Source organism: Nostocoides japonicum T1-X7 (assembly GCF_001046855.1).
Lineage (GTDB): Bacteria > Actinomycetota > Actinomycetes > Actinomycetales > Dermatophilaceae > Nostocoides > Nostocoides japonicum.
Genome location: NZ_HF570958.1, coordinates 1,313,329 through 1,337,064, shown reverse-complemented (window position 1 = coordinate 1,337,064; position 23,736 = coordinate 1,313,329). Strand labels below are relative to the sequence as shown.

Genomic DNA, 23,736 nt, shown 5'->3' with positions numbered 1-23,736 from the left:
GCGACCGTCACGGCCGGCGCCGCCCTCGCCGAGCGGAGCACGGCCGTCGCCAACCGGGCCGCGGCCGTCGCAGCCGCGTCGACGTCCGACGCAGGGCGGCTCGCGGCGCTCTCCCTCACCGCGCCCGACCAGCGCGTCGCCGGTCTCCTGGCCGTCACGGCATACCGCCTCCAGGACTCTGCCCAGACCCGTGGCGCCCTCCTCGCGGCGCTGAGCCGCGGCAACGGCGCCACCTGGCACCTCACCCTGCCGAGCCCGGCCCTCTCGATGACGAGTCGTGCCGGTGACGGAGATCTGTACATCCTCACGACCGACGACCAGCTGATGTCTGTCGACACGAGTCGGCACGTGATCGACGGCAGCGTTCCTGTGCAGGCCACCCGGCTCGTGGGCTTCACCGGGCGCGCAACCGGCCCGTTCGTGAGTGCCGAGCTCGTCACCATCGACACGACGGGCCGCGTCGACGCGGTGAACGCATGGCCCGGGAACATCGAACGCGTCGTCACCACCGACGCGCTCCGCCCCGACCAGGCCCGCTCCGGGACCGTGATCACCGCGGACGGACGGTGGCTCGCCGTGCCCGAGCGCCGGGTCCCGGACCGACCGGGCAGCACGTCCCTGGCGATCTACGACACCACGCACTGGGGGGTCCGACCGCGCCTGGTCACTCTCACCTCTCCGGTCGTCCAGGTCGTCGCCGGACGCCATCGTGTCGTAGCCCTCACAGAAGACGACCGGGCGGTGGTCATCGACCCCCGCCGCTCCTCCTTGCGCCCCGAGAGCATCCGCTGGACGGGACCACCCCTCGGCCCCACGACGATCCTCGCCATGTCACCCGACGACCGGACCCTCGCCGTGGTTCCCGACTCCTCGCCCCGCAACCTCCGCCTGGTCCGGCTCCGCGCCACCGCGACCTCGTCGTCGCCACGGACGCTTCCCGCCGTGAGCCAGTCGGTCACCGGCCTCGCCTTCGCCGATGACGGGAACGAGCTCGCCATCGCCTCGGCCGACGGGTCCATCTCCATCTACTCCGTGGGCAGCGGCGTCCTCCGCTCCGCGCTGGCGTCACCCTCACCCGCCACCCAGCTGACCCTCGCGGGTGCGCCGGGCAGCTTCCTGTACTCCATCGACGGCCGGGGTTGGGTCACCAGCTGGGACCTCACCGGCTCGCAGCCCTATCTGACCCTCCAGCCCGGGCAGGTGGACGACGCCGACCCGGCCGTCCAGGTCGGTGACCTGGTCGCCGGGTGGCGGACCTCACCCGACGGGTCGGCCGATCTCTTGACGCTCGACCTGTCCGCGGACCCGGTCCGTGTGCGCGACCACGCGCTGTCGCTGCGCGCCGGCACCAGACCAACCGGCATCGACGTCGCGGACGACGAACGCACGGCGGTCGTCACCCTCGGCGACGGCCGCCGCCGTGTCCTCTGGCAGATCTACGACCTCGGCTCGGGACGGCTGCTGAGCACCGTGGCGGCGCCCGGACCGTCCACCCCGCCGTCGGCCCAGGCCGCGCTCAGCCCCGACGGCCGCCTGCTCTACGCCGCCGTCGGCCCCCACACCATCGGCGTCCTCGACCTCTCCAGCCGACACTGGACCATGTGGCCCGTCACGTGGAGCGGCGACGCAGCCGCCCGGGTCGACGTCGAACCCTGGCACGTCGACCCCGACGGACACCTCGTCGTGTGGGGTCCGGACCCCGGACCCACCGTCCACCAACCCACCAGGCCGTATGCCGGGCCCGTCCTCGCCCAACCGCCCGCCGACTCCCGGCTCGGCCTGCTCGACACGAGCAACGGCAACCTGCTGGCCCAGGGCTCCCTCGGCCACGACCAGCCGCAGCGGATCGGCTGGTCATCCGATGGAGCCGTCCTCGCCATCGTCACCACGGACGGCGCGCTCGAGGTGTTCCACGGCCCGCACCTCGACCGGGTCGGCCGCGCTTCCGTCGCCGCCCCCGGTTCGATCGCGTCCGTCAGCGTCTCTCCCGACGACCGCACCATCGTCACCGGCAGCACGGCCGGACAGCTCCAGTTCTGGGACGCCGACTCCCTGGCCCAGGAAGGACCCGGCCTGCCCGCTCCGCGCGGTGACTCCATCGCGCCCTGGGAGGCCTGGTTCACGCACACCGGCCTCCTGGCCGGACTCCTCCCCGACGACCGGACCGGTGCCGACCCCACCGGGCAACGTACCTACACGATGCCCGCCGCACCCTCTGCCTGGGTGGACGCCATCTGCCGCACCGCGGGCGACGACCTGACCCGGACCGAATGGTCCACCTACGTCGGGTCCCGTCCCTACGTCCGTCCCTGCACCACCGATTCCTAGGCACGGGACCCGCCACGTCGGGTGCCCCACCCTGCAGCTTTATCGGGTGACCCGGCAAGACGTGGCTTCACCCGACAAGGCATGTCGGGTGAAGCCACACCTTCCGGGGCGACCCGATAAAGCCGAGGTCCCGCGGAGCGCTGCTCATTCCACGCCGGGCCGTCTACCCGCCGCCCTTGGCCGTCGTGGCCCCCTGAGCCTCTCCACCCAGCTGCGCCAGGGCTTGGGTCGCGGTCGTCTTGAACGCCTCGTCGAAGGCGGGAGCGAGGATCGGCGACAACGAGGGCGCCAGGGCCTGCGTCGTGGCGCGCAGGACCATCGTGGCGAGGAGGTCCGCGACCGCTCCCGCCTCGGGCCGCGAGGCGATGCCTTGGAGGATCTCCTGGATGGGCGCGGGATCGCCCATGGTCCAGTCCTGGGGCTTCAGGTGGTCCCATGGCCACCTCAGCCGGATGTCCGGGGCTCCGTACAGGGCGAAGGCGACGGCGGACGCCCCGGTATCCGCCGAGACGACCTGCCCCGTGGCCGTCGCCTCACCATTGACGACCAGCCAGCCGACGAAGCTGAGGTCCGCCCGCCCGGCCCACCCCGTCGTCGACACGCTGACCGTGACGCGGTCGCGGCTGGAGTCGGCGAGGTCGTCGCGTCGGTCGGTGCCCGGGGACACGACGAACGGGTCGACGTCCCAGTCGAGGAACTGGCCGTCGACGAGTGACCATGCGTCGAACCACAGCCCTGGCGGCCCTCCCGCGCCGTCGCCCTCCGGCCGGTACCAGTAGCTCACCGACCCCGCCTGGTGACCTGGAGGGAAGTGGGCGTCGACGGCGCGAGGGTCGGCGCCTCGGTCCTCCGTGGACGCGGCACCGGTCGCCCACCACAGGAAGTCGCAGACTCCCAGACCAGGGAAGGCGACGGTCGCATCCGCCTCGTCCTGCCACCCATCGAGACCGAACCCGTGTCCCCTCGGGATCGTCGCGGCGACCCCGCCGCCACGATGGTCGCGGTGGGTCCCCGACCGCCAGACTCCCTCGAACACCAGGACGTCACTCATCGTCGTGTCTCCTCCCCACAGGATTCCGACCCCCCGATGGGGCCATCGACGAAGGATCGCTCGCGCCGGTTGCACCCCGGTTGAAGGAGCACCTCAGCAGCTGCGACGAGCACGTGCACGCGTCGGGTCCCTCGGCCTCGGGGGATCGTCCGGCAGGAGCTCTCCCTTGTCGGGCGAGCACCGAGGGAGGTGGCTGTCGGGCCCGGCGAGCCGCTGCTGCAACTCGTATGCAACCGGTCTGTCGTGTGCTGGAGGGCGCCTGGCCGCAGGGTCAGCGACATCCGTCCGAACGAGGGCTCGCCATGGGGCACGAGCAGACCGGTTGTGCCTGCGCCGCGGACCGGTCACCCCGCGGTCCGCGGACCTCGCGCGATGTCGTGACCTGTCGCTCCGGCGACGTGACCTGGTGGGAGAGTCTGCGGCGCCCGGGCCGCGTGCTCCTCGGCGTCGTCGGCACGGCGGCGCTCGTGGCGTCCGTGTGGGTCCCAGCCCGGTATCACCTCGCCGACGTGGGCGGCGCCATCCTCTTCCTCGTCGTCCTTCTTCCGTCACTCACCGAGTTCGAGATCGACGCCCTCAGCATCCACCTGAGGGTGCCCGTGCCCAGTCGCCACCGCACGCTGCAACGCGTCTGCCAGAGCGAGGCACGGCAGCTGGCGTCCATCGCCCGGATCGCCGGGGTCGACACGGACCAGATCAGCGGACTCGTCGACGAGGCCGTCGAGGACACCGTCCGGCTGTGGCGCGGACGCGTCGTCGAGGACACCGCACGCATCTTCCTCATCTGTCGCGCGGTCCGCCTGATCCGGCTCTCCGTCCGCATGGGTCGGCCCTACCGCATCGTGACGCCGCCGGTCAGCGCCGAGGACCAGACGTCCGTGCAGGACATGGCCGCCCGGCCACCCATGCATCGGATCGTCATCGCCCTCGTCGACTACGCCGAGCTGTCGGAGGCCGACGTCGCGGCGATGCTCCGCCTCGACCCCGTCGAGATCGCCCACGCCCTGGCACCACCGGTCCACAGGGACCGGGAGAGCCGGTCACCATGATCGATGCATCACGCCACGAGGCCTTGCGGCGCTGGGATGCCGAGCGCCCACTCCCCCTCTCGGTCGACCTCTCCGCAGCCGCCACCAGAGGAGCTCGCCGGCGACGGCGATGGCTGACGCTGCGGATCCTGGTCGCCGCGCTCCTCACCACTGCACTGCTCGTCGTGGCTCACGACCTGCACCGACCCGACCACCGGACAGCCGTTCCCGCGACATCGTCGGCAGTCACCCCCACCGGAGCATCGGCACCCCCTCCGACCACCGGTCCCGCGACCCGTCCGACCAAGGTCTCCGCGACCCCCCGGACGAAGACCTCCGCGCCCCTCGTCGTCACGGCACCGACCACTGGCCGTCCGACGGCCGGACGCGCGCCGGTCGCGGACCTGACGATCGCGCCGCGGACCGGCCCCGCTCCTTTGGACGTCGCGATGGACGCCTCGGGCTCGCGACCGGGCCCCGCAGCGCACGTCACCGCATACCGGTTCGACTTCGGGGACGGCACGGTCGCCGGGCCGCAACACGATCCCGTCACCAAGCACGAGTACGCGACAGCCGGGACGTATCAGGTCACCCTCACCATCACGGACTCCGCCGACGCCAGCGCGACGATGACCCGAGTCGTCATGGTGACCGGGACCGCCGAGGATGGATCGACCGGCACGCCGACGGGCACCGTGGCGCCGACGTCCTGAGTCCTCGCCCCGACACGGTCCGGGGTCGCGCCACCGACCCGATGCGGCTCCGTGCCCGGGGATCTCGCCGCGGGGATGGATCACACGGAGGTCAGGGACTCCATGTCGGTGCGTAAGCCGGCGAGCCGGGCGTCCGCGGTGTGGCGCGCGCCCGCGAGGTCGCCGCCGGTGACCGGCTCGACGGCCTCGAGGTAGACCTTGAGCTTGGGCTCGGTGCCGCTCGGGCGGGCGACGACCCGGGACCCGTCCTCGAGGTACCAGCGCAGCCCCTCCGTCGGCGGCAGTCCGCCGTCGCCGGCCGCGAGGTCGTCGAGCCGGGCGACCGGCGAGCCGCCGAGGGCCGCAGGGGGGTCGGAGCGCAGCCGCTCCATGATGTCGTCGATGAGCGAGAGGTCGGCGACCCGCACCGAGAAGGCGTCCGTCGCGTGCACCCCGTGCACGCGGGCGAGGTCGTCGAGCCGGTCCAGGAGGGTGCGGCCCTGCGCCTTGAGGGTCGCCGCGAGCTCCGCGACGAGGAGTGCCGCGGTGATGCCGTCCTTGTCGCGGACAGTATGCGGGTCGACGCAGTAGCCGAGCGCCTCCTCGTAGCCGTACGCGAGACCAGGGACGCGCCCGATCCACTTGAAGCCGGTGAGCGTCTCGACGTGCGCGAGGCCCGCCGAGCGGGCGATGGCGGCGAGCCACCGCGACGACACGATGGAGCTCGCGAACACGCCGCCCGGCGCAACGCCGCGGTCGACGATGTGCGAGCCCAGCAGGGCGCCGACCTCGTCGCCCCGGAGCATCCGCCAACCACCGGGCCCGGGGACCGCGACCGCGCACCGGTCGGCGTCCGGGTCGTTGGCGATGACGAGGTCCGGCCCGGTCTGCTCCGCGAGCTCGAGAGCGGCGTCCATCGCGCCGGGCTCCTCGGGGTTGGGGAAGCCGACGGTCGGGAAGGCCGGGTCGGGCTGCGCCTGGCTCGCGACGACGACGGGCAGGTCGAAGCCCGCCCGCTCGAACGCCGCGAGCACCGTCTGCGTGCCGACGCCGTGCAGCGCGGTGTGGACGACCGAGAGCCGTCGCGGAGTGCCTGGTGAGACGACGCGCGCCGCGGCGTCGAGGTAGGCGTCGGCCACCCCGTCGTCGAGGGTGGACCACCCATCGTCGGCGCGCGGGACGTCGGAAACCCTTGCGATGCCGGCGATCTCGGCCGCGATATCGGCATCCGCCGGCGGCACGATCTGCGATCCGTCGCCGAGGTAGACCTTGTAGCCGTTGTCCTGCGGCGGGTTGTGGCTCGCCGTCACCATGACGCCGGCGCCGGCGCCGAGGTGCCGGATCGCGAACGCGAGGACGGGCGTCGGCAGAGGATGGGGGAGCACCGAGGCGCCGCCGCCCCCGCCGAGGACGACGGCCGCGGTGTCGTGGGCGAAGACGTCGGAGTCGCGACGGGCGTCGTACCCGATGACGACGAACGGGTCCCGCTCGACCGATCGGAGGTATGCCGTGAGGCCGGCGGCCGCGCGGATGACGACCGCGCGGTTCATCCGGTTCGGTCCCGCACCGAGTGCGCCACGCAGGCCGGCCGTGCCGAACTGGAGCGTCCCGCTGAAGCGGTCGGCGAGGTCGGCGAGGGCCGTCCGGTCACCCGATCGGGCGAGCTCGACGACGAGCCGCAGCTCCTCCCGGGTCGCCGGGTCGGGGTCGTCGGCGATCCACTCCTGCGCGGCGGCGAGGAGGTCCTCGGCGGAGGCATCGGCATACGACGTCATGACCGGCCCTCAGATCCGGGTGACGACGGCGGCCAGGAGGCGACCGCAGCGCTCGGCGGCGGCCTGTCCCGCCTCGATGACCTCCGCGTGCGACAGCGGCGTTGTGGAGATGCCGGCGGCGGCGTTCGTCACGAGGGAGACGCCGAGGACATCGAGGCTGGCCTGCCGGGCGGCGATGGCCTCGAGACTCGTCGACATCCCGACGAGGTCACCGCCGATGACCCGCGCCATCCGTACCTCGGCGGGCGTCTCGTAGTGGGGCCCGCGGAACTGGACGTAGACGCCCTCGTCGAGGCCCGGGTCGACCTCGCGCGCCACGTCCCGCAGCCGCGGCGTGTAGAGGTCGGTGAGGTCGACGAAGTTCGGCCCCTCGATGGGGGAGTCGGCGGTGAGGTTGATGTGGTCCCGGATGAGGACCGGTGTGCCCGGGGCCCACTCCTCCCGCAGGCCGCCGCAGCCGTTGGTGAGGACGATGGTCCGGCAGCCCGCCGCGGCCGCCGTCCGCACGCCGTGGACGACGGCGCGCACCCCCCGGCCCTCGTAGTAGTGCGTCCGTGTGCCGAAGACGAGTGCGCGCCGGCCGGTGTCCCCGATGGCGACCGAGCGCATGACGCCGGAGTGCCCCGCGACGGCGGCCTTGGCGAAGCCCGGCACCTCGGTGTTCTCGATCGTCGCGAGGGTCTCCCCGACGAGGTCGCCGGCCTGTCCCCACCCCGATCCGAGGACGAGGGCGACGTCATGCCGCTCCGCCCCGGTGCGCTCGCGGATGACGTCGGCCGCCGCCCGGGCGACCTCGAAGGGATCGGTCGCCGGGTCGGCGAGGTCGAGGTATGCGGGGACGCTCACCCGTCGCACTGTAGCCGCCGGAGGCCTCGCGTATCCCGTCGCGCGGCCGACCATCCGAGACTCGCCGGGTGGTCGGCGTCGACGCCCCCGGGGTGGCCCGACGAACAGGAAGATAGGGGGGCGGTGGCAGCCCACGAGACGCCGCCGTGCTCATGAGGCGGATCCGCCGTGCGAGCCATCGCCCCATTGCCTGTCGGTCGGGCCGACGGACACCCAAAGAGCCCTGCAGACATGAGGGGCGGCACGCTGTCCGAGCACGACGAGCACGAGGCCGGATCGGCATTGGATGTCCGTCGGTCCCCGAGACGACGCCTCGCCGGATCTACGACGCATGGATGACGAGCCCGGGCTCATCGGGCAGGGCGCGCCTGAGCTGTGTCCGCGCCGCCGTGGATAGGGTCGAGGGGCGGGTCCGCTCGCGGCGGCGGGCGACCCGATCCACATCGTCGGAGGGACGTCGTGCGGCACACCGCCAGGACGCGCAGGACCGCGACGAGGGCGACCGTACTGGCCCTCGCGGCCTCGGTGCTCGCCGCCCTCACCGCGTGCAGCCTCGACGGCAGCGGGGCCTCGTCGGCCCGCGCGACGCCGAGCACCACACGGTCGGCAGCCTCGCATACGGCGGGTCCGGCGACGCCGTCGACACCGAGCACGACGACGAACGTGTATGCGAGGACCGGCACCGGCGACCTGTCGGCCGCCGCGCGGGCGGCCACGCCGATGGTCTACGTGCCGAACAGCCAGCAGGACACCGTCCAGCTCATCGACCCCTCGACCTACCGGGTCGTCCGGACCTTCCGGGTGTCGCGGGAGCCTCAGCACGTCGTGCCGTCGTGGGACCTGAAGACCCTGTGGGTCAACATGGACCTCGGCAACCAGCTCGTCCCCATCGACCCGAGGACGGGCAGGGAGGGCAAGCCCGTCGACGTCGAGGACCCGTACAACCTCTACTTCACGCCCGACGGGACGCACGCCCTCGTCATGGCCGAGCGGCTGCGCCGCATCGACGTCCGCGACCCGCACACGATGCGGCTCCAGCACAAGCTGTCGGTGCCGTGCTACGGCGTCAACCACGCGGACTTCACGGCCGACGGCTCGCGGTTCGTCGCGAGCTGCGAGTACAGCGGCCAGCTCCTCGTCGTCGACGGCGACGCGACGACCGTGGAGAAGGTCATCGACCTCAACGGAATCCGCACGCCCGGCGCGACGTCGCCGCACGAGGCGATGCACAGCAACGGCCCGAAGAACAGCCTTCGTCCCGGCGCGTCGGCCATGCCGCAGGACGTGCGGCTCACGCCGGACGGGCGGTGGTTCCTCGCCGCGGACATGCTCCGCAACGGGATCTGGGTCATCGACGTCCGGACCATGGCATACGAGCGGTTCGTCCGCACCGGCCTCGGAGCGCACGGCATCTACCCCTCCCGCGACGCGAAGAGGATCTACGTGTCCAACCGCGACGAGGGCACGGTGAGCGTCCTCGACGCCGCGACGCTCCGGCGGCTCGCGACGTGGCGGATCCCCGGCGGCGGGTCGCCCGACATGGGCGGGGTGACCGCCGACGGCCGCCAGCTGTGGCTGTCCGGGCGCTACAACTCGGTGGTCTACGTCTTCGACACGCGGACGGGCACGGTCGTCCACGACATCCCGGTCGATCCCGGGCCGCACGGGCTCGCCGTCTGGCCCCAGCCGGGCCGCTACAGCCTCGGCCACACCGGCAACATGCGTTGAGCGGTCACGCCGCCGTCAGACCTCCGCGAAGGCCCCTGCGGCGACGCCTCGCCCGTCGGCCACGACGGCGACGACGACCGCGCGGGAGGAGAGCGGGTTGCCGCCGACCTCCGGCGGCGTCACCACGGCGGGCAGGACCGTCGACGCCGCCCAGCGCTCGCCGTCCGCCTCGACCGCGACGGGGTCGCCGTTGACGGTCACCCGGACGTCCGAAGGGTCGGCGCCCCGCACGTGACCGGCGAGCGTGAGCAGCCGCGCGCCGCCGGGGGTCTCCGGTCCGAGGGCGGCCTCGAGGGTCACCTCCGGCTCGTCGCCGTCGGGCACGCCCCCGGGTGCTTCGCCCGCGGACGTGCCGTCCTCGGGCGCGCCCCCGAGCACGTCGCCCGGGGGAGGGCCGTCGGCTGCCTCGCCGGCGAACACCGCGTCGACCCTGCCGAGGCGGGCGGCGAACCGGTCATCCGGCAGCGCGGGCGCGTAGGCCGGTACCGGGCGCAGCGACCCCGTCCCACCCGCCTCGAACGCGGCGGCATACGAGAGAAGGGCCGGGTCGCAGTAGGCGGGGCCGGCGAAGGTCAGGCCGACCGGCATACCGATGTCGGCCATCAGCCCCATGGGCACGGTCACCGTGGGGATCCCGAGGTGGCGGATCGCGTAGTTGCCGTTGGAGAAGAGCACGCCGTTGGACCAGGCGTGGTCCGCTGCCCGCTCGTCGACGTCGGCGTTCCAGGCGCCGACGTCCGCGTTCGCGGGGAAGATGACCCCGTCGAGGCCGCGGTCGGCGAGCCAGCCCTCGAAGAGGTCCTCGCGGAGACGGACGAGGGCGCGCAGGCCGTCGGCGAAGTCCGCGCGGTCCCGAGGATCCGGGATCCCCTCCCGGGCGAGGGCGACGGTCGCGCGGTAGCGGTTCGGATAGTCCTCGACCTCCTCGTAGCGGTCGGGCAGCGACCCCGGCGGCTGCGGGAAGATCTCGTCGGGGTCCACGGCGGCGAGGGAGGGGATCGCCGGGTCGCCGTTCGCGCGGAGGAAGTCGTCCCAGCCGTATGCGAGGAAGTGGTTGAACTCCGTGTCCATCCAGCCGTCGGGCAGGACGCCGAGCCGGCCGACGTTCTCGCCCGTGGGGTGGTCGTCCTCGTAGCGCTCGATGACCGGGAAGTCGACCTCCACGACCTCGGCTCCCAGGGACTCCAGCCTGGCTCTCGCGGCGTCCCACAGCGCGAGGATCGAGGGCCGCACGGCGATGGGGAACGCGGGATCCTTGCCGAGGTACATCGCCGGCACGCCGAACCGCTTGCCCCGCACGGCATCCGGGTCCTGGAGGGCGAGGTAGGAGGCGGGCCGGTGCTCGCTCGGCCGCGGAAGCTCGACGACGCTCTGGTGGCGCCAGAAGTCCCCACGCGTCTCCTCGTCGTCCTGGACGAGGACGTCGAGCAGGCGCAGCAGGTCGGGCATCGAGCGCGTGTACGGCACGACGACGTCCCGGGCCGGGAAGAGCGGCCACGTCCCGCGCATCGAGAGGATCCCCCAGGAGGGCGTGTAGGCGCACAGGCCGTTGTTCGAGGCCGGGCTGCGCCCCGAGGAGACCGTCTCGCCGCCCATGCTGAATGCGGCGAAGCTCGCGGCCGTCGCGACGCCCGAGCCGTTCGAGGACCCGGAGGCGTAGGCGGCCGCGAGGAAGCGCGGGTTGTAGGGGCTCTCGGCGCGGCCGAAGACGCCGCGCTGCATCCCGCCGTCGGCCATCGGCGGCATCGTCGTCCGGCCGACGAGGACGGCACCGGCCGCGCGGAGCGTCGCGACGGCGAAGGCGTCCCACTGCGCGACGAGGTGCCGGAACGCGGGCGACCCCGCCGTGACCGGCAGGCCGGTCACCATGTAGGAGTCCTTGACGGTGAAGGGGATCCCCTCGAGAGGCCGCGCGTGGCCCTCTCGACGTCGACGGTCGGACGCGGCCGCCTCGGCGAGCGCCTCGGGGTTGAGGAGCGGCACGGCGTTGAGGCGGGCCCCGTCCCGGTCGAAGGCGCCGACCCGGGCCAGGTGGCGGGCGGTGAGCTCGACGCTCGTCGCCGTGCCGTCGGCGAGGGCGTCGAGGATCTCCTCGAAGCTCGCCTCGACGAGGTCGAAGGAGGGCGTCGGCTTCGGCATGTCTCTCGCTTCCGCGGCCCGTCGGTGGTGACGGTCCGATGGGTCGATGGGTGGGGGGGGGGGGGTCGGGGACGGCGGTCAGTCGGCGGAGACGGCGAGGGCGGGCTCCCCGGTCGGGGTGAGGACGACCCGCGTCCCGGGAGGGAAGCCGCCGACGGCGGAGGCCGCGACCTGCACCGTCACCTGGTCGCCGGTGTCGGCGGCGGCGATGACCCGGCCGTGGGCTCCGAGGAAGCTCGCGCTCACGACGGCCGCGTTGCCGCCCCCGTCGGGCGCGGGCTGCACGGTGACGTGCTCGGGCCGGACGAGGACGACGACCTCGCCGGACGTCGCCGACCCGGGCAGGAGCGCAACAGCCCCGCCGAGGACCTGCGCCGACCCGTCCGACACGGCGCCCCGGAGCCGGTTCGTCACGCCGACGAAATCCGCGACGAAGTCGTTGACGGGGGCCGAGTAGAGCTCCTGAGGGGGAGCGATCTGCTGGAGGTGACCCGAGCGCATGACGCCCACCCGGTCCGCGACGGCGAGCGCCTCCTCCTGGTCGTGGGTGACGAAGAGCGTCGTCGTGCCGACGTCGAGCTGGATGCGGCGGATCTCGTCGCGGAGCTGGACGCGTACCTTGGCGTCGAGGGCGGACAGCGGCTCGTCGAGGAGCAGCACCTGCGGCTCGATGGCGAGGGCCCGGGCGAGCGCGACGCGCTGCTGCTGCCCGCCGGACATCTGGTGCGCGTACTTGTCGATGTGCGGCGAGAGGCCGACGAGCTCGATCATCTCCTCGGCCCGGCGTCTCCGTCGCTCGGCGGGCTGCCTGCGCAGCTGGAGCCCGAACTCGACGTTCTGCCGCGCCGTCATGTGCGGGAAGAGGCTGTAGGCCTGGAAGACCATCCCCATGTCGCGCTTGCTCGTCGGTATGCCGGTCACGTCGCGTCCGCCGACGGTCACCGTCCCGGAGTCGGGGTCCTCCAGGCCCGCGAGGCAGCGCAGAGCCGTCGTCTTGCCGCAGCCGGAGGGCCCGAGGAGAGCGACGAACTCGCCGGGTGCCAGGTCGAGGCTGAACGCGTCGAGGGCGTTGACACCGGCATACGTCCGGCGCAGATCGGTGAGCCGGACGGCCACCCCCTGCTCGGCACGACGCCCGGTCGTGGTCGGCTCGGTCACGCGGTCTCCTTCCGATGGTGGCGCAGCCGGGCGAAGGCCGACGTCCCCGCCCGGCCGCTCCCGACGAAGGACATGGCGAAGAGGACGACGAAGGCGAAGACGAGGGCGAGAAGCCCGACGGCGACGGAGATCTGGGCGTCGGACTTGCCGAGCAGGTACATCGCGACCTGCAGGTTGGTCCGGCTGAAGAGGTTGGCGATGGTGAACTCGCCGAGCGTGAGGGCGACGGCGAGGAAGGACGCGGAGAGCACGGCCGTCCGCAGGTTCGGCAGGACGATCCGCCACATGACGGTGAGCCAGCTCGCACCGAGGGACCGGGCGGCCTCGGAGAGCGTCCGGACGTCGATGGCCCGCAGGCCGGCGTCGAGGGCCCGGTAGGCGTACGGCAGGACGAGGATGACGTAGGCGAAGCAGAGCCACACCGTCGCCCCGCCGAGGAGGTACGTCACCCAGGCGTAGATGGGCGTGAGCCCGACGACGAGGACGATCGCGGGGACGGTGAGCGGGAGCAGGCAGATGAACTCGACGATCCGCGAGAGGCCGGGCAGGCGGAGCCGGACCCACGTCATCGTCGGGACGAGGAGGACGAGCATGATCGCGACGGTGAGGACCGCGAGGAGGACCGAGGCGATGAACCCGGTCCTCAGGTCGGGGTACTGCTCGGAGACCTTGCCGAAGTCCAGGAGCGTCTTCCACGTCCGCATCGACCGGCCGCCGGACGCGAGATCGCGCGTCGTGTAGTCGAACATGGCGTAGAGCGGCACGAGGAAGAAGATCATGACGACGGTGACGACGACGCGCCGCAGGATCGCCTGCTTGCGCCGGAACCGGGCCCGCTGGCCGCTACTCATCGCGCGACCCCCTCATCGGACGAGCCACCGGGAGGCGCGGCGGTCGAGGATCGCGTAGGCGGCCATGACGACGGCGACGACGACCATCATCTCCAGGGCCATCGCCTTGCCGACGTTGGCCTGCCCGATGACGACCTCGGAGGTGAACGTCCCGCCGATCTGCAGCGGCAGGAGGGGAGAGCCCTGGGAGACGAGTGCGGCGGCCGTCGCATACGCGCTGAAGGCGTTCGTGAAGAGCAGCAGGAGGGCCCCGATGAAGGACGGCATGAGGATCGGCGCGGCGACCCGGCGCCAATACGTGAAGGTGCTGCCGCCGAGAGTCTCGGTCGCCTCGCGCCACTGGGGCTTGAGACCCTCGACCGCCGGGAGGAAGACGATGAGCATGAGCGGGATCTGGAAGTAGAGGTAGACGAGCATGAGGCCCTTGTTCCACTCGTAGATCCACGTGCCGCCGCTGCCGCTTCCGATGCCGAGGTCGGCGAAGAGGGTCGTGAGGAGCGCCCCGGCGCCGAACGTCGCGAGGAAGGCGAAGGCGAGGGCCACGCCGCCGAACTGGGCCAGCACGCCGCACAGCGACGTGAGGAAGCGCCGCAGGACGCCGCCGGGGGCCGCGGTCGAGACGGCATACGCGAGGAGCCCGCCGACGACCGCCCCGACGACCGCGGTGACCGCGGAGAGGACGACGGACTGCCACAGGGCCGTGACGACGGCCGGCTCCCACAGCGCGTCGATGTTGCCCATCGTCACGCGCCCGTCGCTCACGAAGGCGCCGACGAGGACGACGAGCGTCGGGATGAGGAGGAAGACGGTGACGTAGGCGAAGAAGGGAACGACGCCGAGCAGGGCGCCCGAGGGACGGATCTCTCGGAGCACCCTGCCGCGCGGTGCGTCGGTCACGTCAGCCGACCGCGTTGGCCCAGTTCTTCGTGAGGTATGCCGTCGCCTTGGCCGAGTCGTCCTGCGCCGGGACGATCGGGGTTCCCTTGACCGTGGGCAGCGCCGCGGCCGCCGTCTCGTCGAGCGTGCCGGCCTTCTTCATCGCGTCGAAGCGGACCGGGCGCGCTCCGCCCTTGAGGTAGAGGTTCTGGCCCTCGTCGGAGAAGAGGTACTCCTGCCACAGCCGCGCGGCGGCCGGGTGCGGCGCGTCCTTGCTGATGGCCTGGAAGTAGTAGCCCGCGACGACGGCGTTGCTGGGGACCAGGACCTTCCACGTCGGCAGCTTCGGCGTCAGCGCGGCGTTCGTGTAGTCCCAGTCGATGACGACGGGCGTCTGGCCGGACTGGATGGTCGCCGGGGTCGGGTCGACGGGGATAAAGTTGCCGTCCTTCTTCAGCGTCTTGAAGAAGTCGACGCCCTTGCTGATATCGCCGACGGTGCCGCCCTGGGAGACCGAGACCATCTGGACGCCGGCGAAGGCGGCGCCGGCCTTCGTCGGGTCGCCGTTGAGGGCGACCTTGCCCTTGTAGGCGGGCTTGGTGAGGTCGTCGACGGAGGTGACGGCCGGGACCTTGGCCGTGTTGTAGCCGATCGACATGTAGCCGCCGTAGTCGTTGACCCACAGGCCCGTCGGCTCCTTGAAGTCGGCACCGATGTCGTTCCACGTCGCGACCTTGTAGGGCGTGAACATCGAGGTGTTGGCGAGGGCGACCGCCGAGCCGAGGTCGAAGACGTCGGGCGCCGAGCCCTGGCCCTTGAGGCGCTTGGCGGCGGCGATCTCGTCGGCGCTGCTCGCGTCGGGCTGGGCGCTCGTGATCGTGATGCCGTACTTCGCCTGGAACGCCTTGATGATCGCGCCGTAGTTGGCCCAGTCCGGCGGCAGCGCGATGACGTTGAGCTTGCCCTCCTTCTTCGCCGCGTCGACGAGCTTGTCCATGCCTCCGAGGTCCGCTGCGGACGTCGCCGTGGCCGCGGAGACGCCACCGGACGACCCGGAGCCGGAGGACTTCTCCGGCGGGGAGCACGCGGCCATGGCCACGGCGGCGACGACGGACAGAGCGGCCACACCGGTCGCCCTCCTGGTCAGCACACGGTTCATGAAACTCAGCGACCTTCCTCGAAGCGCGGTGTGCCGGCGGATGCCGACGGGCGGAACCCCGCCTGTTCGGAGCATACGAGCGGTCGCGGGGAATCGGAACGGAAGCCGAGGGGGCGGGTGCCGGTCCGTCACCCAAACGTCATCTCGGCGTTCCCTGTCGTCCCGGGCGCGCCGCTCGCGATGGTTGGATGGACCCGTGAGCGCGCGCACCACCTCGGTCGTCATCCTCGGAGGAGGACCCGGCGGCTACGAGGCAGCCCTCGTCGCCGCTCAGCTCGGCGCCGAGGTCACGCTCGTCGAGAAGGACGGCGTCGGCGGCGCCGCCGTCCTCACCGACTGCGTGCCGAGCAAGGCCCTCGTCGCGACGGCCGACATCATGTCGGAGCTCGACACCGCCGCGGCGGCCGGGATCCGTCTCCAGGACCACGAGGGGGACGCGGTCACCGAGTCGCTCGCCGACATCGCCGTCGTCAACCGCCGGATCCTCGACCTCGCCTCGGCGCAGAGTGCCGACATCGCCGCGCGGCTGCGCGAGGTGGGCGTCCGCGTCATCGACGGGACCGCCATGCTGGCGGGGCCGCACGACATCGTCGCGACCTATCCGGACGGCTCGGAGGACGTCATCCCGGCCGACGTCGTCCTCGTCGCCACCGGCGCGACGCCCCGGGTCATGGACACCGCGGTGCCCGACGGGGAGCGGATCCTCACCTGGCAACAGATCTACGCGCTGCCCGAGCTCCCCGAACGGCTCGTCGTCGTCGGGTCCGGTGTGACGGGCGCCGAGCTGGCCCAGGCCTACCTCGGTCTCGGGTCGCAGGTCGTCCTCGTGTCGTCGCGCGACCGCGTCCTGCCCGGCGAGGACGCCGACGCCGCCCAGGTCATCGAGGACGTCTTCCGCCGGCGGGGCATGGAGGTCCTCGGCCGCTCCCGGATGGCCGCGGTCTCCCGCACGGCGGACGGGGTCGTCGTCCGGCTCGTCGACGGCCGTGAGGTGACCGGGTCGCATGCCCTCCTCGCCGTCGGCTCGATCCCGCAGACCTCGGGCCTCGGCCTGGAGGAGGCCGGCGTGAGGCTCAGCCGCTCGGGCCACGTCGAGGTGGACCGCGTCTCGCGGACGAGTGCCATGGGCGTGTATGCCGCGGGCGACTGCACCGGCGTCCTTCCCCTCGCGTCGGTCGCCGCGATGCAGGGCCGCCTCGCGATGTCGCACGCCCTCGGCGACACCGTCACGCCGATCAACCTGCGCGCGGTGGCGGCGAACATCTTCACCGACCCCGAGATCGCGACCGTCGGGGTGTCCCAGAAGGACCTCGACGAGGGCCGGGTCGAGGGCGAGGCCGTCATGCTCCCGTTGTCGCGCAACGCGAGGGCGAAGATGCAAGGCATCACCGACGGCTTCGTGAAGCTTTTCGCGCAGCCCGGCTCGGGGGCGGTCCTCGGCGGCGTCGTCGTCGCGCCACGCGCCTCCGAGCTCATCTTCCCCGTGGCCCAGGCCGTCCACCTGCGGCTCAACGTCGACCAGATCGCGAGCACCTCGACGGTCTACCCGTCGCTCATCGGCTCCATCGCCGAGGCGGCCCGCCGCCTCCACGTCGCCGGGTGAGACGGGGCCGCACCCGATGGACGCCACCCCGACCGCTACGACCGTCGACGTCAACGCCGACCTCGGCGAGTCCCTCGGCACCTGGCGGCTCGGCGACGACGAGGCGATGGTCGGGCTCGTCACGAGCGCCAACGTCGCCTGCGGCTTCCACGCCGGCGATCCGCTGACCCTGCGCCGGACCGTGCGCGCGGCGGCCGCCGCCGGCGTCACCGTCGGCGCCCAGGTCGCCTACCGGGACCTCGTCGGCTTCGGGCGCCGGTTCATCGACGTCGCCCCGGACGAGTTGACCGCCGACGTCCTCTACCAGCTCGGGGCGCTCGAGGCCATCTGCCGGGCGGAGGGCACGGCGGTCCGCTACGTCAAGCCGCACGGCGCGCTCTACAACGCGGTCGTCCACCACGAGTCACAGGCGGCGGCGGTCGTCGCGGCCGTCGTCGCATACGACTCGTCCCTCCCGGTGCTCGGGCTTCCCGGATCCACCTTCCTCGCGGCCGCTGCAGACGCCGGACTACGCTGTGTGACAGAGGGATTCGCGGATCGGGGGTATGCCGCGGACGGTCGCCTCGTGCCCCGGTCCGAGCCCGGGGCTGTGGTCACCGACCCCGCTGTCGTCGCCGAGCGGGCCGCCCGGATGATCCTCGACGGCCGGGTCGTGAGCGTCGACGGCGTCGAGATCCACGTCTCGGTCGGGTCCCTCTGTGTCCACGGGGACACCCCGGGGGCGGTCGCCATCGCGCGAGCGGTCCGCGACGCCCTGTCGGCCCGGGGCGTCGGGGTCGCCCCGTTCGCCTGATGGAGGCGCGGCTCCTTCCGTGCGGCGAGCGTGCCGTGCTCGTCGAGCTCGCCGACCTCGGGTCCGTCCTCGCCCTCCGCGCCGCCGTCGCGGCGCGCGTCGGGCCCGAGGAGACACCCGAGGCGGAGGCGGCAGGCTCGGTGACACCACCGGTGCGTAGCGACGGCCGGGGCGAGCCCGCGCGGTCGGTCTGGTCGCACGTCGTCGACGTCCCCGCGGCAGGGCCCACGCCGATGCGGGAGGGGGGCGACGGTCGGGGCGAGCCCGCGCGGTCGGTCTGGTCGCACGTCGTCGACGTCGTCCCCGCCGCCCGGACGGTGCTCGTCACCGTCGACGTGCCGACCGCCCTTCCCCCGCTGCGCGCGGCCCTCGCATCCCTCGCCGCCACCATCACTCCCGACGCCCCGGCCCCTGGCGCTCTGGCACCCGATCGGGGTCTGTGCACCACTCGCGACGTGCTGGACGAACCGGCGGGTCGGGAAGCTGGCGGTCTGGCACCCGATCGGGGTCTGTGCACCACGACCGTCGAGATCCCCGTCGTCTACGACGGCCCTGACCTCGCGGAGGTCGGCCGGCTCACCGGCCTCGGCCCGGACGGTGTCGTCGCCGCCCACACGGGGACACCATGGACCGTCGCCTTCGGGGGGTTCGCGCCAGGCTTCGCCTACCTCGTCGGCGGCGACCCCCGGCTCGTCGTGCCGCGGCGACCACGGCCACGTCCCCGGATCGGGGCCGGGTCGGTCGGGCTCGCGGGCGAGTATTCGGGCGTCTACCCCACGGCGTCGCCGGGGGGCTGGCAGCTCATCGGACGGACCGATTCCGTCGTCTGGGACGTCGACCGCTCGCCGCCGGCCCTCCTCCCGCCCGGTGCGACGGTTCGTTTCGTCGAGGTCCGGCGATGAACGGCCGGGCGCTCCACGTCCTCGACCCGGGTCCGCTCACCCTTGTCGAGGACGCCGGCCGCGCCGGCCTGGCCCACCTCGGCGTGAGCCCGTCCGGAGCGGCCGACCGGACGGCATACGAACTGGGGGAGCGACTCGTCGGGAACCCGCGCGGCCGCGCCGCCCTCGAGGTACTCCTCGGCGGACTGACTGTCCGGGCCGAGGGCGACCTGCTCGCCGCCCTCACGGGTGCGCGGTGCCCCGCGGCCGTGGACGGCGCCGAGGTGGGGTATGCCGCGCCGTTCCACCTGTCCCACGGCGCCACCCTGCGCCTCGGGACGCCTACCGAGGGACTGCGCACCTACGTGTCGCTCCGCGGCGGCATCGAGATGCCCCCCGTCCTCGGATCATGCTCGCGCGACGTCCTCGCCGGGCTCGGACCGGATCCGGTGGACGCGGGGATGGTGCTGGTGGTCGGTCCGGCCGACCCCGCCGTCCTGCCGGGCGTCGACGAGGCCCCCGTCGTCACGCCGGCCGGCGATGTCGCCGAGCTGGTGGTACTCCCCGGGCCACGGACCGACCGGCTGTCCGAGCCCGGTGCACTCACCGGCGGTGTGTGGACCGTCGGCGCCGACAGCAACCGCGTCGGGGTCCGCTTGGCGGGGGCTGCCGCGGCGGGCCTGGTCCGGCATACCGACGTGGAACTGCCGAGCGAAGGACTCGTGTCCGGAGCCGTGCAACTGCCGCCGGGTGGCGAGCTCGTCGTGTTCCTCGCCGACCACCCGGTGACCGGCGGCTATCCGGTCGTCGCCGTCCTCACCGACGAGTCCGTGTCCCACGCGGCCCAGCTGCGCCCCGGCCAGCAGGTCCGCCTCCGCTGGCGCGGCCGGGCGCCGCTGCCGGCATGCTGACCGCCCTGCTCGCCGGGATCACGGCGTCGGGCGGCATTCACGGGATGCCTGGTCTCGTTCGGATCGTCGGGCTCCCCGGGATGGTGGAGCTGACCGCCGTCGCGGGCTCCGCGCATACCGTCGTCGCCTCGGCGGGCACCGTCGCGCTCTCCGTCCTGCCCCTGTCGATCCTCGCGTCGTGGAGTCCGGTCGTCTTCCTCAACGCCTCGACCGTCGCGTCGAACGAGGGGGAGCGGGGCGCGCTCCGGTTCCTCGCGGGCAACGCCCTCGTCCTCGTCGTCATCGGTGGAGCGAGCATCGGCCTGCTCGGCGCAACCGCAGCCGATGACACCGCACGAGCCCTCGCCTCGCGCTGGGTGGACGCGGTGCTCGCCCTCATCCTCATCGGGTATGCCGTCAAGCTGATACGGACACCCCCCGCGCCACCCTCGACCGAACCGGACCAGACGCCCAGTCGAGGAGTCTTCGCCTGGGGTGTCGTCGGGATGCTGACGAACTTCACCACGCTGCCCCTCTATGTGTCCGTCGCGCAGCGGCTCGGCGCCTCGCCCCTGCCGGCCGTCGTCAACGTCGTCTACCTCGTCGTCGCGACGGTCATCGTCCTCGCACCGGCGTGGATCCCGGCGCTCGTGTTCCGGTTCGCGCCCGACAAGGTGGGCGTCAGTCCCCGATGGCGGCTGCGGATCGCCCAGGGCACGCGGTGGGCGTCCGTCGTCGCCTGTTGCGTCGGGGCGACCTTCCTCCTCTGGCACGCGACGGCCGGCCTCCGCTGACGGGCTGCCTCGGCGCCGCGCCCCGCTGCCCGCGCCGTCCGCTGTCCCTCTTCGCACGTGCCGAGTAGATGTCGTCGGATCGCCTCGGGGACAGCATCAACTCGGCACGTGCGGCGTTGACCCCGCTCGGCAGGTGCGGGGTTGTCGTGGTCGTCTCGCGATGCCGACCACGGAAAGCCCACACCTGCCGAAACGGGAAGGGGAGGAAGGGGCGGGCGGAGGCGTGCTGGGGAGAGGGATCAGTCGGTGATCGTCGCGAGGACGGCGCCGTTCGTCACCGTCTGGCCGACCTCGGCGGACAGGCCGCTGATGGTGCCCGCCTTGTGGGCGGTGATCGGTTGCTCCATCTTCATCGCCTCGAGGACGACGACGAGGTCACCCTCGGCGACCTGCTGACCGTCCTCGACGGCGATCTTGACGATCGTGCCCTGCATAGGAGCGGTCAGCGAGTCGCCCGAGGCCTTCGCCCCGCCGCCGGATCCGCTGGATCGCCGGGGCGCCTTCTTCTTGGCGCCGGGGCCGCCGAGGAGCCGCCGCCGAGGGCGAGCCCGCCCGGGAGCACCACCTCGAGCCGCTTGCCGCCGACCTCGACGGTGACCCGCTGCCGTTCCTGCGCCTCCGGGGCGTCGGCGACGGGTCCGGCATACGGCTCGATGGTGTTGTCGAACTCCGTCTCGATCCACCGGGTGTGGGTCGTGAAGGGCGCGTCGGCCGAGGCGGGGGCGAAGGCCGGGTCGGACACGACGGCGCGGTGGAACGGCACGACGGTCGGCATGCCCTCGATGACGAGCTCGTCGAGGGCCCGGCGGGACCGCTCGAGGGCCTGCCGCCGGGTCGCGCCGGTGACGACGAGCTTGGCGATCATCGAGTCGAAGGCGCCCGCGACGGTGTCGCCCTCGACGATGCCGGCGTCCCAGCGGACACCCGGGCCGGCCGGGACGACCATCCGCGTGACGGTGCCCGGCGCGGGGAGGAAACCCCGCCCGGCGTCCTCGCCGTTGATCCGGAACTCGAAGGAGTGGGCGTGCGGCTCGGGGTCGGAGTACCCGAGCTCCTCGCCGTCGGCGATCCGGAACTGCTCCCGCACGAGGTCGATGCCGGTCACCTCCTCGGTGACCGGGTGCTCCACCTGGAGGCGGGTGTTGACCTCGAGGAAGGAGATGTGGCCGTCCTGGGCCACGAGGAACTCGCACGTCCCCGCCCCGACGTAGGAGGCGCCGCGCAGGATCGCCTTGGAGGCCCGGACCAGCTCGGCGTGCTGCTCCTCGCTGAGGAACGGCGCGGGCGCCTCCTCGACGAGCTTCTGGTTGCGGCGCTGGAGGGAGCAGTCGCGCGTCGAGACGACGACGACGTTGCCGTGCTGGTCGGCGAGGCACTGGGTCTCCACGTGCCGCGGCTTGTCGAGGAACAGCTCGACGAAGCACTCGCCCCGCCCGAACGCCGTCACCGCCTCGCGGACGGCCGAGTCGTAGAGATGAGGGATCTCCTCGATGGTCCGGGCCACCTTGAGGCCGCGACCGCCTCCGCCGTATGCCGCCTTGATGGCGACCGGCAGGCCGTGCTCCGCCGCGAACGCGACGACCTCGTCGGGCCCGCTCACGGGATCCTTCGTGCCCGGCACGAGCGGGGCGTCGGCCGCGAGCGCGATGTGGCGTGCCTTCACCTTGTCGCCGAGGGCGTCGATCGCCTCCGGTGACGGGCCGATCCACGTCAGCCCCGCGTCGATGACCGCCTGGGCGAACGACGCGTTCTCGGCGAGGAAGCCGTATCCCGGGTGGACCGCGTCGGCGCCGGCACGCTTCGCGACGTCGAGGAGCGTGTCCTGGACGAGGTAGGAGTCGCCCGGAGTGCTGCCCCCGAGGGCGTATGCCTCGTCGGCGACCCGCACGTGGAGGGCGTCCCGGTCCGGCTCGGCGTAGACGGCGACCGATCCGAGCCCGGCGTCCTTGCAGGCGCGAGCGATCCGGACGGCGATCTCGCCACGGTTGGCGATGAGAACCTTCGAGATGGGCACGCTGGGCACCTTATCGCCCGGCCGGTGACCCGCCGCGGTGCCGTGAGGCATGGCATACCGGATGCCGCGGCCGGGTCCCACCGCGGCTCAGACCGGCATCGTGCGGTCGACGAACCGCCGGAGCTGGGCGACGGTGCGGCACTCGTGCATGTCGACGATCTCGGCGTAGCGGTGGGCCACCGAGTCGCCCGTGCCCCACGTGCGCGCCGGCTCCGGGTTGAGCCAGACGACGTGCCGCGCCCGCTCGACGAGGCTGCGCAGGGCGTCGTATGCCGGGTCCGTCCCGTTGGTCCGCGCGTCGCCGAGGATGAGCAGGGTCGTCCGATGGCCGACCGCGTCGGCATACCGGTCCACGACGTCCCGGAGGGCCGCGCCGTAGTCGCTGTTCCGGTGCCACCGCGTCATCCGCGAGAGGTCGCCGAAGGCCGCCGTGAGGTCCGCACCCGGCGCCGCGCCGACGATCGTGTCGGTCAGCTCGTCGGCGATGTTGACGAAGCCGAACACCCGGATCCGGCGGAACTGCCCGGCGAGCGCCTGCATGAGCAGGATCGTGAACCGGGAGAAGCCCGCCACCGACGACGACAGGTCGGCGAGGACGACGAGGTCGGGCCGGCCGTGCTGGCGAGCCACGTAGGCGGGCCGCATGGGGACGCCACCGGTCGACATGGACGCCCGGAGGGTGCGCCGCACGTCGATGTGTCCGCGGGTCGCCCGGCGACGGCGAGCCGACATCCGCGTGCCGAGCTTGCGAGCCAGCGGAGCGATGGTTCGGCGCATCTCCTCGACGTCGGCGCGTCCGTACAGGAGGAACGGCTGCTCCTCGGCGGAGGGCCGGACCGCGTACCGGGAGATCCGCTCGGCGCCGCGCGACTCGGCGTTGCGGCGCCGAGTCTCGGTCTCGATGCGCCTCCGGAACGCCGCGACCTCGGCCCGCAGCTCGTCGCGCGTGAACCGGTCGGCATACGATCCTGTGACGCTCGGCCCGGGGTCCGCGGGGTCGGACGCACCGGGTCCGTCTTCCCCGCCGGATGCGCCGGGGCGTGCGGCCGCTCCGGCGCCGTCGCCCCCCTCCGTGCCGCCGCCGAGGGCGTCGGGCTCGGGGTCGTCCCGACGACCCAGTCGCTCGGGGG

General features: G+C 73.0%; 17 protein-coding genes and 2 pseudogenes. 9 read left to right on the top strand and 10 right to left on the bottom strand.

Going from position 1 to position 23,736, the window contains the following annotated elements:
* Positions 1-2,328 (top strand): WD40 repeat domain-containing protein (locus tag BN12_RS06090; RefSeq protein ID WP_048550905.1); only part of this gene is annotated, 2,328 nt, incomplete at its 5' end.
* A 163-nt stretch (positions 2,329-2,491) separates the two neighbouring features.
* Here BN12_RS06090 and BN12_RS06085 read toward each other — a convergent pair.
* Entirely contained in the window at positions 2,492-3,379 is an 888-nt protein-coding gene (locus BN12_RS06085; protein WP_048550904.1) for a hypothetical protein, read from the bottom strand.
* Positions 3,380-3,777: 398 nt separating this feature from the next.
* Between BN12_RS06085 and BN12_RS06080 the strand changes: the two genes are divergently transcribed.
* Positions 3,778-4,428, top strand: coding sequence for a hypothetical protein (locus tag BN12_RS06080; RefSeq protein WP_162233054.1), 651 nt, complete (start codon positions 3,778-3,780; stop codon positions 4,426-4,428).
* Complete coding sequence (locus BN12_RS26455) at positions 4,425-5,120, top strand: PKD domain-containing protein (RefSeq protein WP_048550901.1); 696 nt, start codon at positions 4,425-4,427, stop codon at positions 5,118-5,120. Before BN12_RS06080 ends, BN12_RS26455 begins: the two co-directional genes overlap by 4 nt.
* An 80-nt stretch (positions 5,121-5,200) precedes the next feature.
* Here the strand turns inward: BN12_RS26455 and BN12_RS06070 are convergent, their stop codons facing one another.
* Both BN12_RS06070 and BN12_RS06065 read right to left on the bottom strand, forming a co-directional pair.
* Positions 5,201-6,874: a phospho-sugar mutase gene (locus BN12_RS06070; protein WP_048550899.1), complete on the bottom strand. Its 1,674-nt coding sequence runs from the start codon at positions 6,872-6,874 to the stop codon at positions 5,201-5,203.
* Positions 6,875-6,883: 9 nt separating this feature from the next.
* Positions 6,884-7,720, bottom strand: coding sequence for a purine-nucleoside phosphorylase (locus BN12_RS06065; RefSeq protein ID WP_048550898.1), 837 nt, complete (start codon positions 7,718-7,720; stop codon positions 6,884-6,886).
* 459 nt (positions 7,721-8,179) lie between these two features.
* Between BN12_RS06065 and BN12_RS06060 the strand changes: the two genes are divergently transcribed.
* Positions 8,180-9,448 (top strand): YncE family protein, encoded by a 1,269-nt coding sequence (locus BN12_RS06060; RefSeq protein WP_048550896.1) that lies wholly within the window; start codon positions 8,180-8,182, stop codon positions 9,446-9,448.
* Between the two features lie 462 nt (positions 9,449-9,910).
* Here BN12_RS06060 and BN12_RS06055 read toward each other — a convergent pair.
* The 5 genes and pseudogenes from BN12_RS06055 to BN12_RS06035 all read right to left on the bottom strand — a co-directional run.
* Positions 9,911-11,587, bottom strand: a pseudogene (locus BN12_RS06055) (amidase); the annotation flags it as partial.
* A 78-nt stretch (positions 11,588-11,665) separates the two neighbouring features.
* A complete protein-coding gene (locus BN12_RS06050) occupies positions 11,666-12,745 on the bottom strand; it encodes an ABC transporter ATP-binding protein (protein WP_048550893.1) in 1,080 nt (359 codons plus the stop codon).
* A complete protein-coding gene (locus BN12_RS06045; protein ID WP_048550887.1) occupies positions 12,742-13,596 on the bottom strand; it encodes an ABC transporter permease in 855 nt (284 codons plus the stop codon). The genes BN12_RS06050 and BN12_RS06045 overlap by 4 nt, the downstream gene beginning before the upstream one ends.
* A gap of 12 nt (positions 13,597-13,608) precedes the next feature.
* Entirely contained in the window at positions 13,609-14,493 is an 885-nt protein-coding gene (locus tag BN12_RS06040) for an ABC transporter permease (RefSeq protein ID WP_048550885.1), read from the bottom strand.
* A gap of 1 nt (position 14,494) precedes the next feature.
* Positions 14,495-15,631 (bottom strand): ABC transporter substrate-binding protein, encoded by a 1,137-nt coding sequence (locus BN12_RS06035; RefSeq protein ID WP_048550884.1) that lies wholly within the window; start codon positions 15,629-15,631, stop codon positions 14,495-14,497.
* A gap of 196 nt (positions 15,632-15,827) precedes the next feature.
* Between BN12_RS06035 and BN12_RS06030 the strand changes: the two genes are divergently transcribed.
* From BN12_RS06030 to BN12_RS06010, 5 genes are read left to right on the top strand one after another with little or no spacing between them, the layout of a single operon-like run.
* The gene (locus BN12_RS06030) at positions 15,828-17,234 is read left to right on the top strand and encodes an NAD(P)H-quinone dehydrogenase (protein ID WP_048550881.1); all 1,407 of its coding nucleotides are present in this window, start codon (positions 15,828-15,830) and stop codon (positions 17,232-17,234) included.
* Positions 17,235-17,250: 16 nt separating this feature from the next.
* Positions 17,251-18,027 (top strand): LamB/YcsF family protein, encoded by a 777-nt coding sequence (locus BN12_RS06025; protein WP_048550880.1) that lies wholly within the window; start codon positions 17,251-17,253, stop codon positions 18,025-18,027.
* Positions 18,027-18,929 (top strand): 5-oxoprolinase subunit B family protein, encoded by a 903-nt coding sequence (locus BN12_RS06020; protein ID WP_157635376.1) that lies wholly within the window; start codon positions 18,027-18,029, stop codon positions 18,927-18,929. Before BN12_RS06025 ends, BN12_RS06020 begins: the two co-directional genes overlap by 1 nt.
* Complete coding sequence (locus BN12_RS06015) at positions 18,926-19,819, top strand: 5-oxoprolinase subunit C family protein (protein WP_048550879.1); 894 nt, start codon at positions 18,926-18,928, stop codon at positions 19,817-19,819. Before BN12_RS06020 ends, BN12_RS06015 begins: the two co-directional genes overlap by 4 nt.
* Positions 19,813-20,592 carry a GAP family protein gene (locus BN12_RS06010; protein WP_048550878.1) on the top strand — a complete coding sequence of 260 codons (780 nt, stop codon included), beginning with the start codon at positions 19,813-19,815 and terminating at the stop codon, positions 20,590-20,592. The genes BN12_RS06015 and BN12_RS06010 overlap by 7 nt, the downstream gene beginning before the upstream one ends.
* Before the next feature lie 239 nt (positions 20,593-20,831).
* Here the strand turns inward: BN12_RS06010 and BN12_RS06005 are convergent.
* Together BN12_RS06005 and BN12_RS25015 are read right to left on the bottom strand one after the other, a co-directional pair.
* Positions 20,832-22,657: pseudogene (locus tag BN12_RS06005) on the bottom strand (acetyl/propionyl/methylcrotonyl-CoA carboxylase subunit alpha).
* A gap of 36 nt (positions 22,658-22,693) precedes the next feature.
* Positions 22,694-23,736, bottom strand: a 1,043-nt coding sequence (locus BN12_RS25015) for a VWA domain-containing protein (RefSeq protein ID WP_053079962.1), incomplete at its 5' end; no start/stop codon positions are given.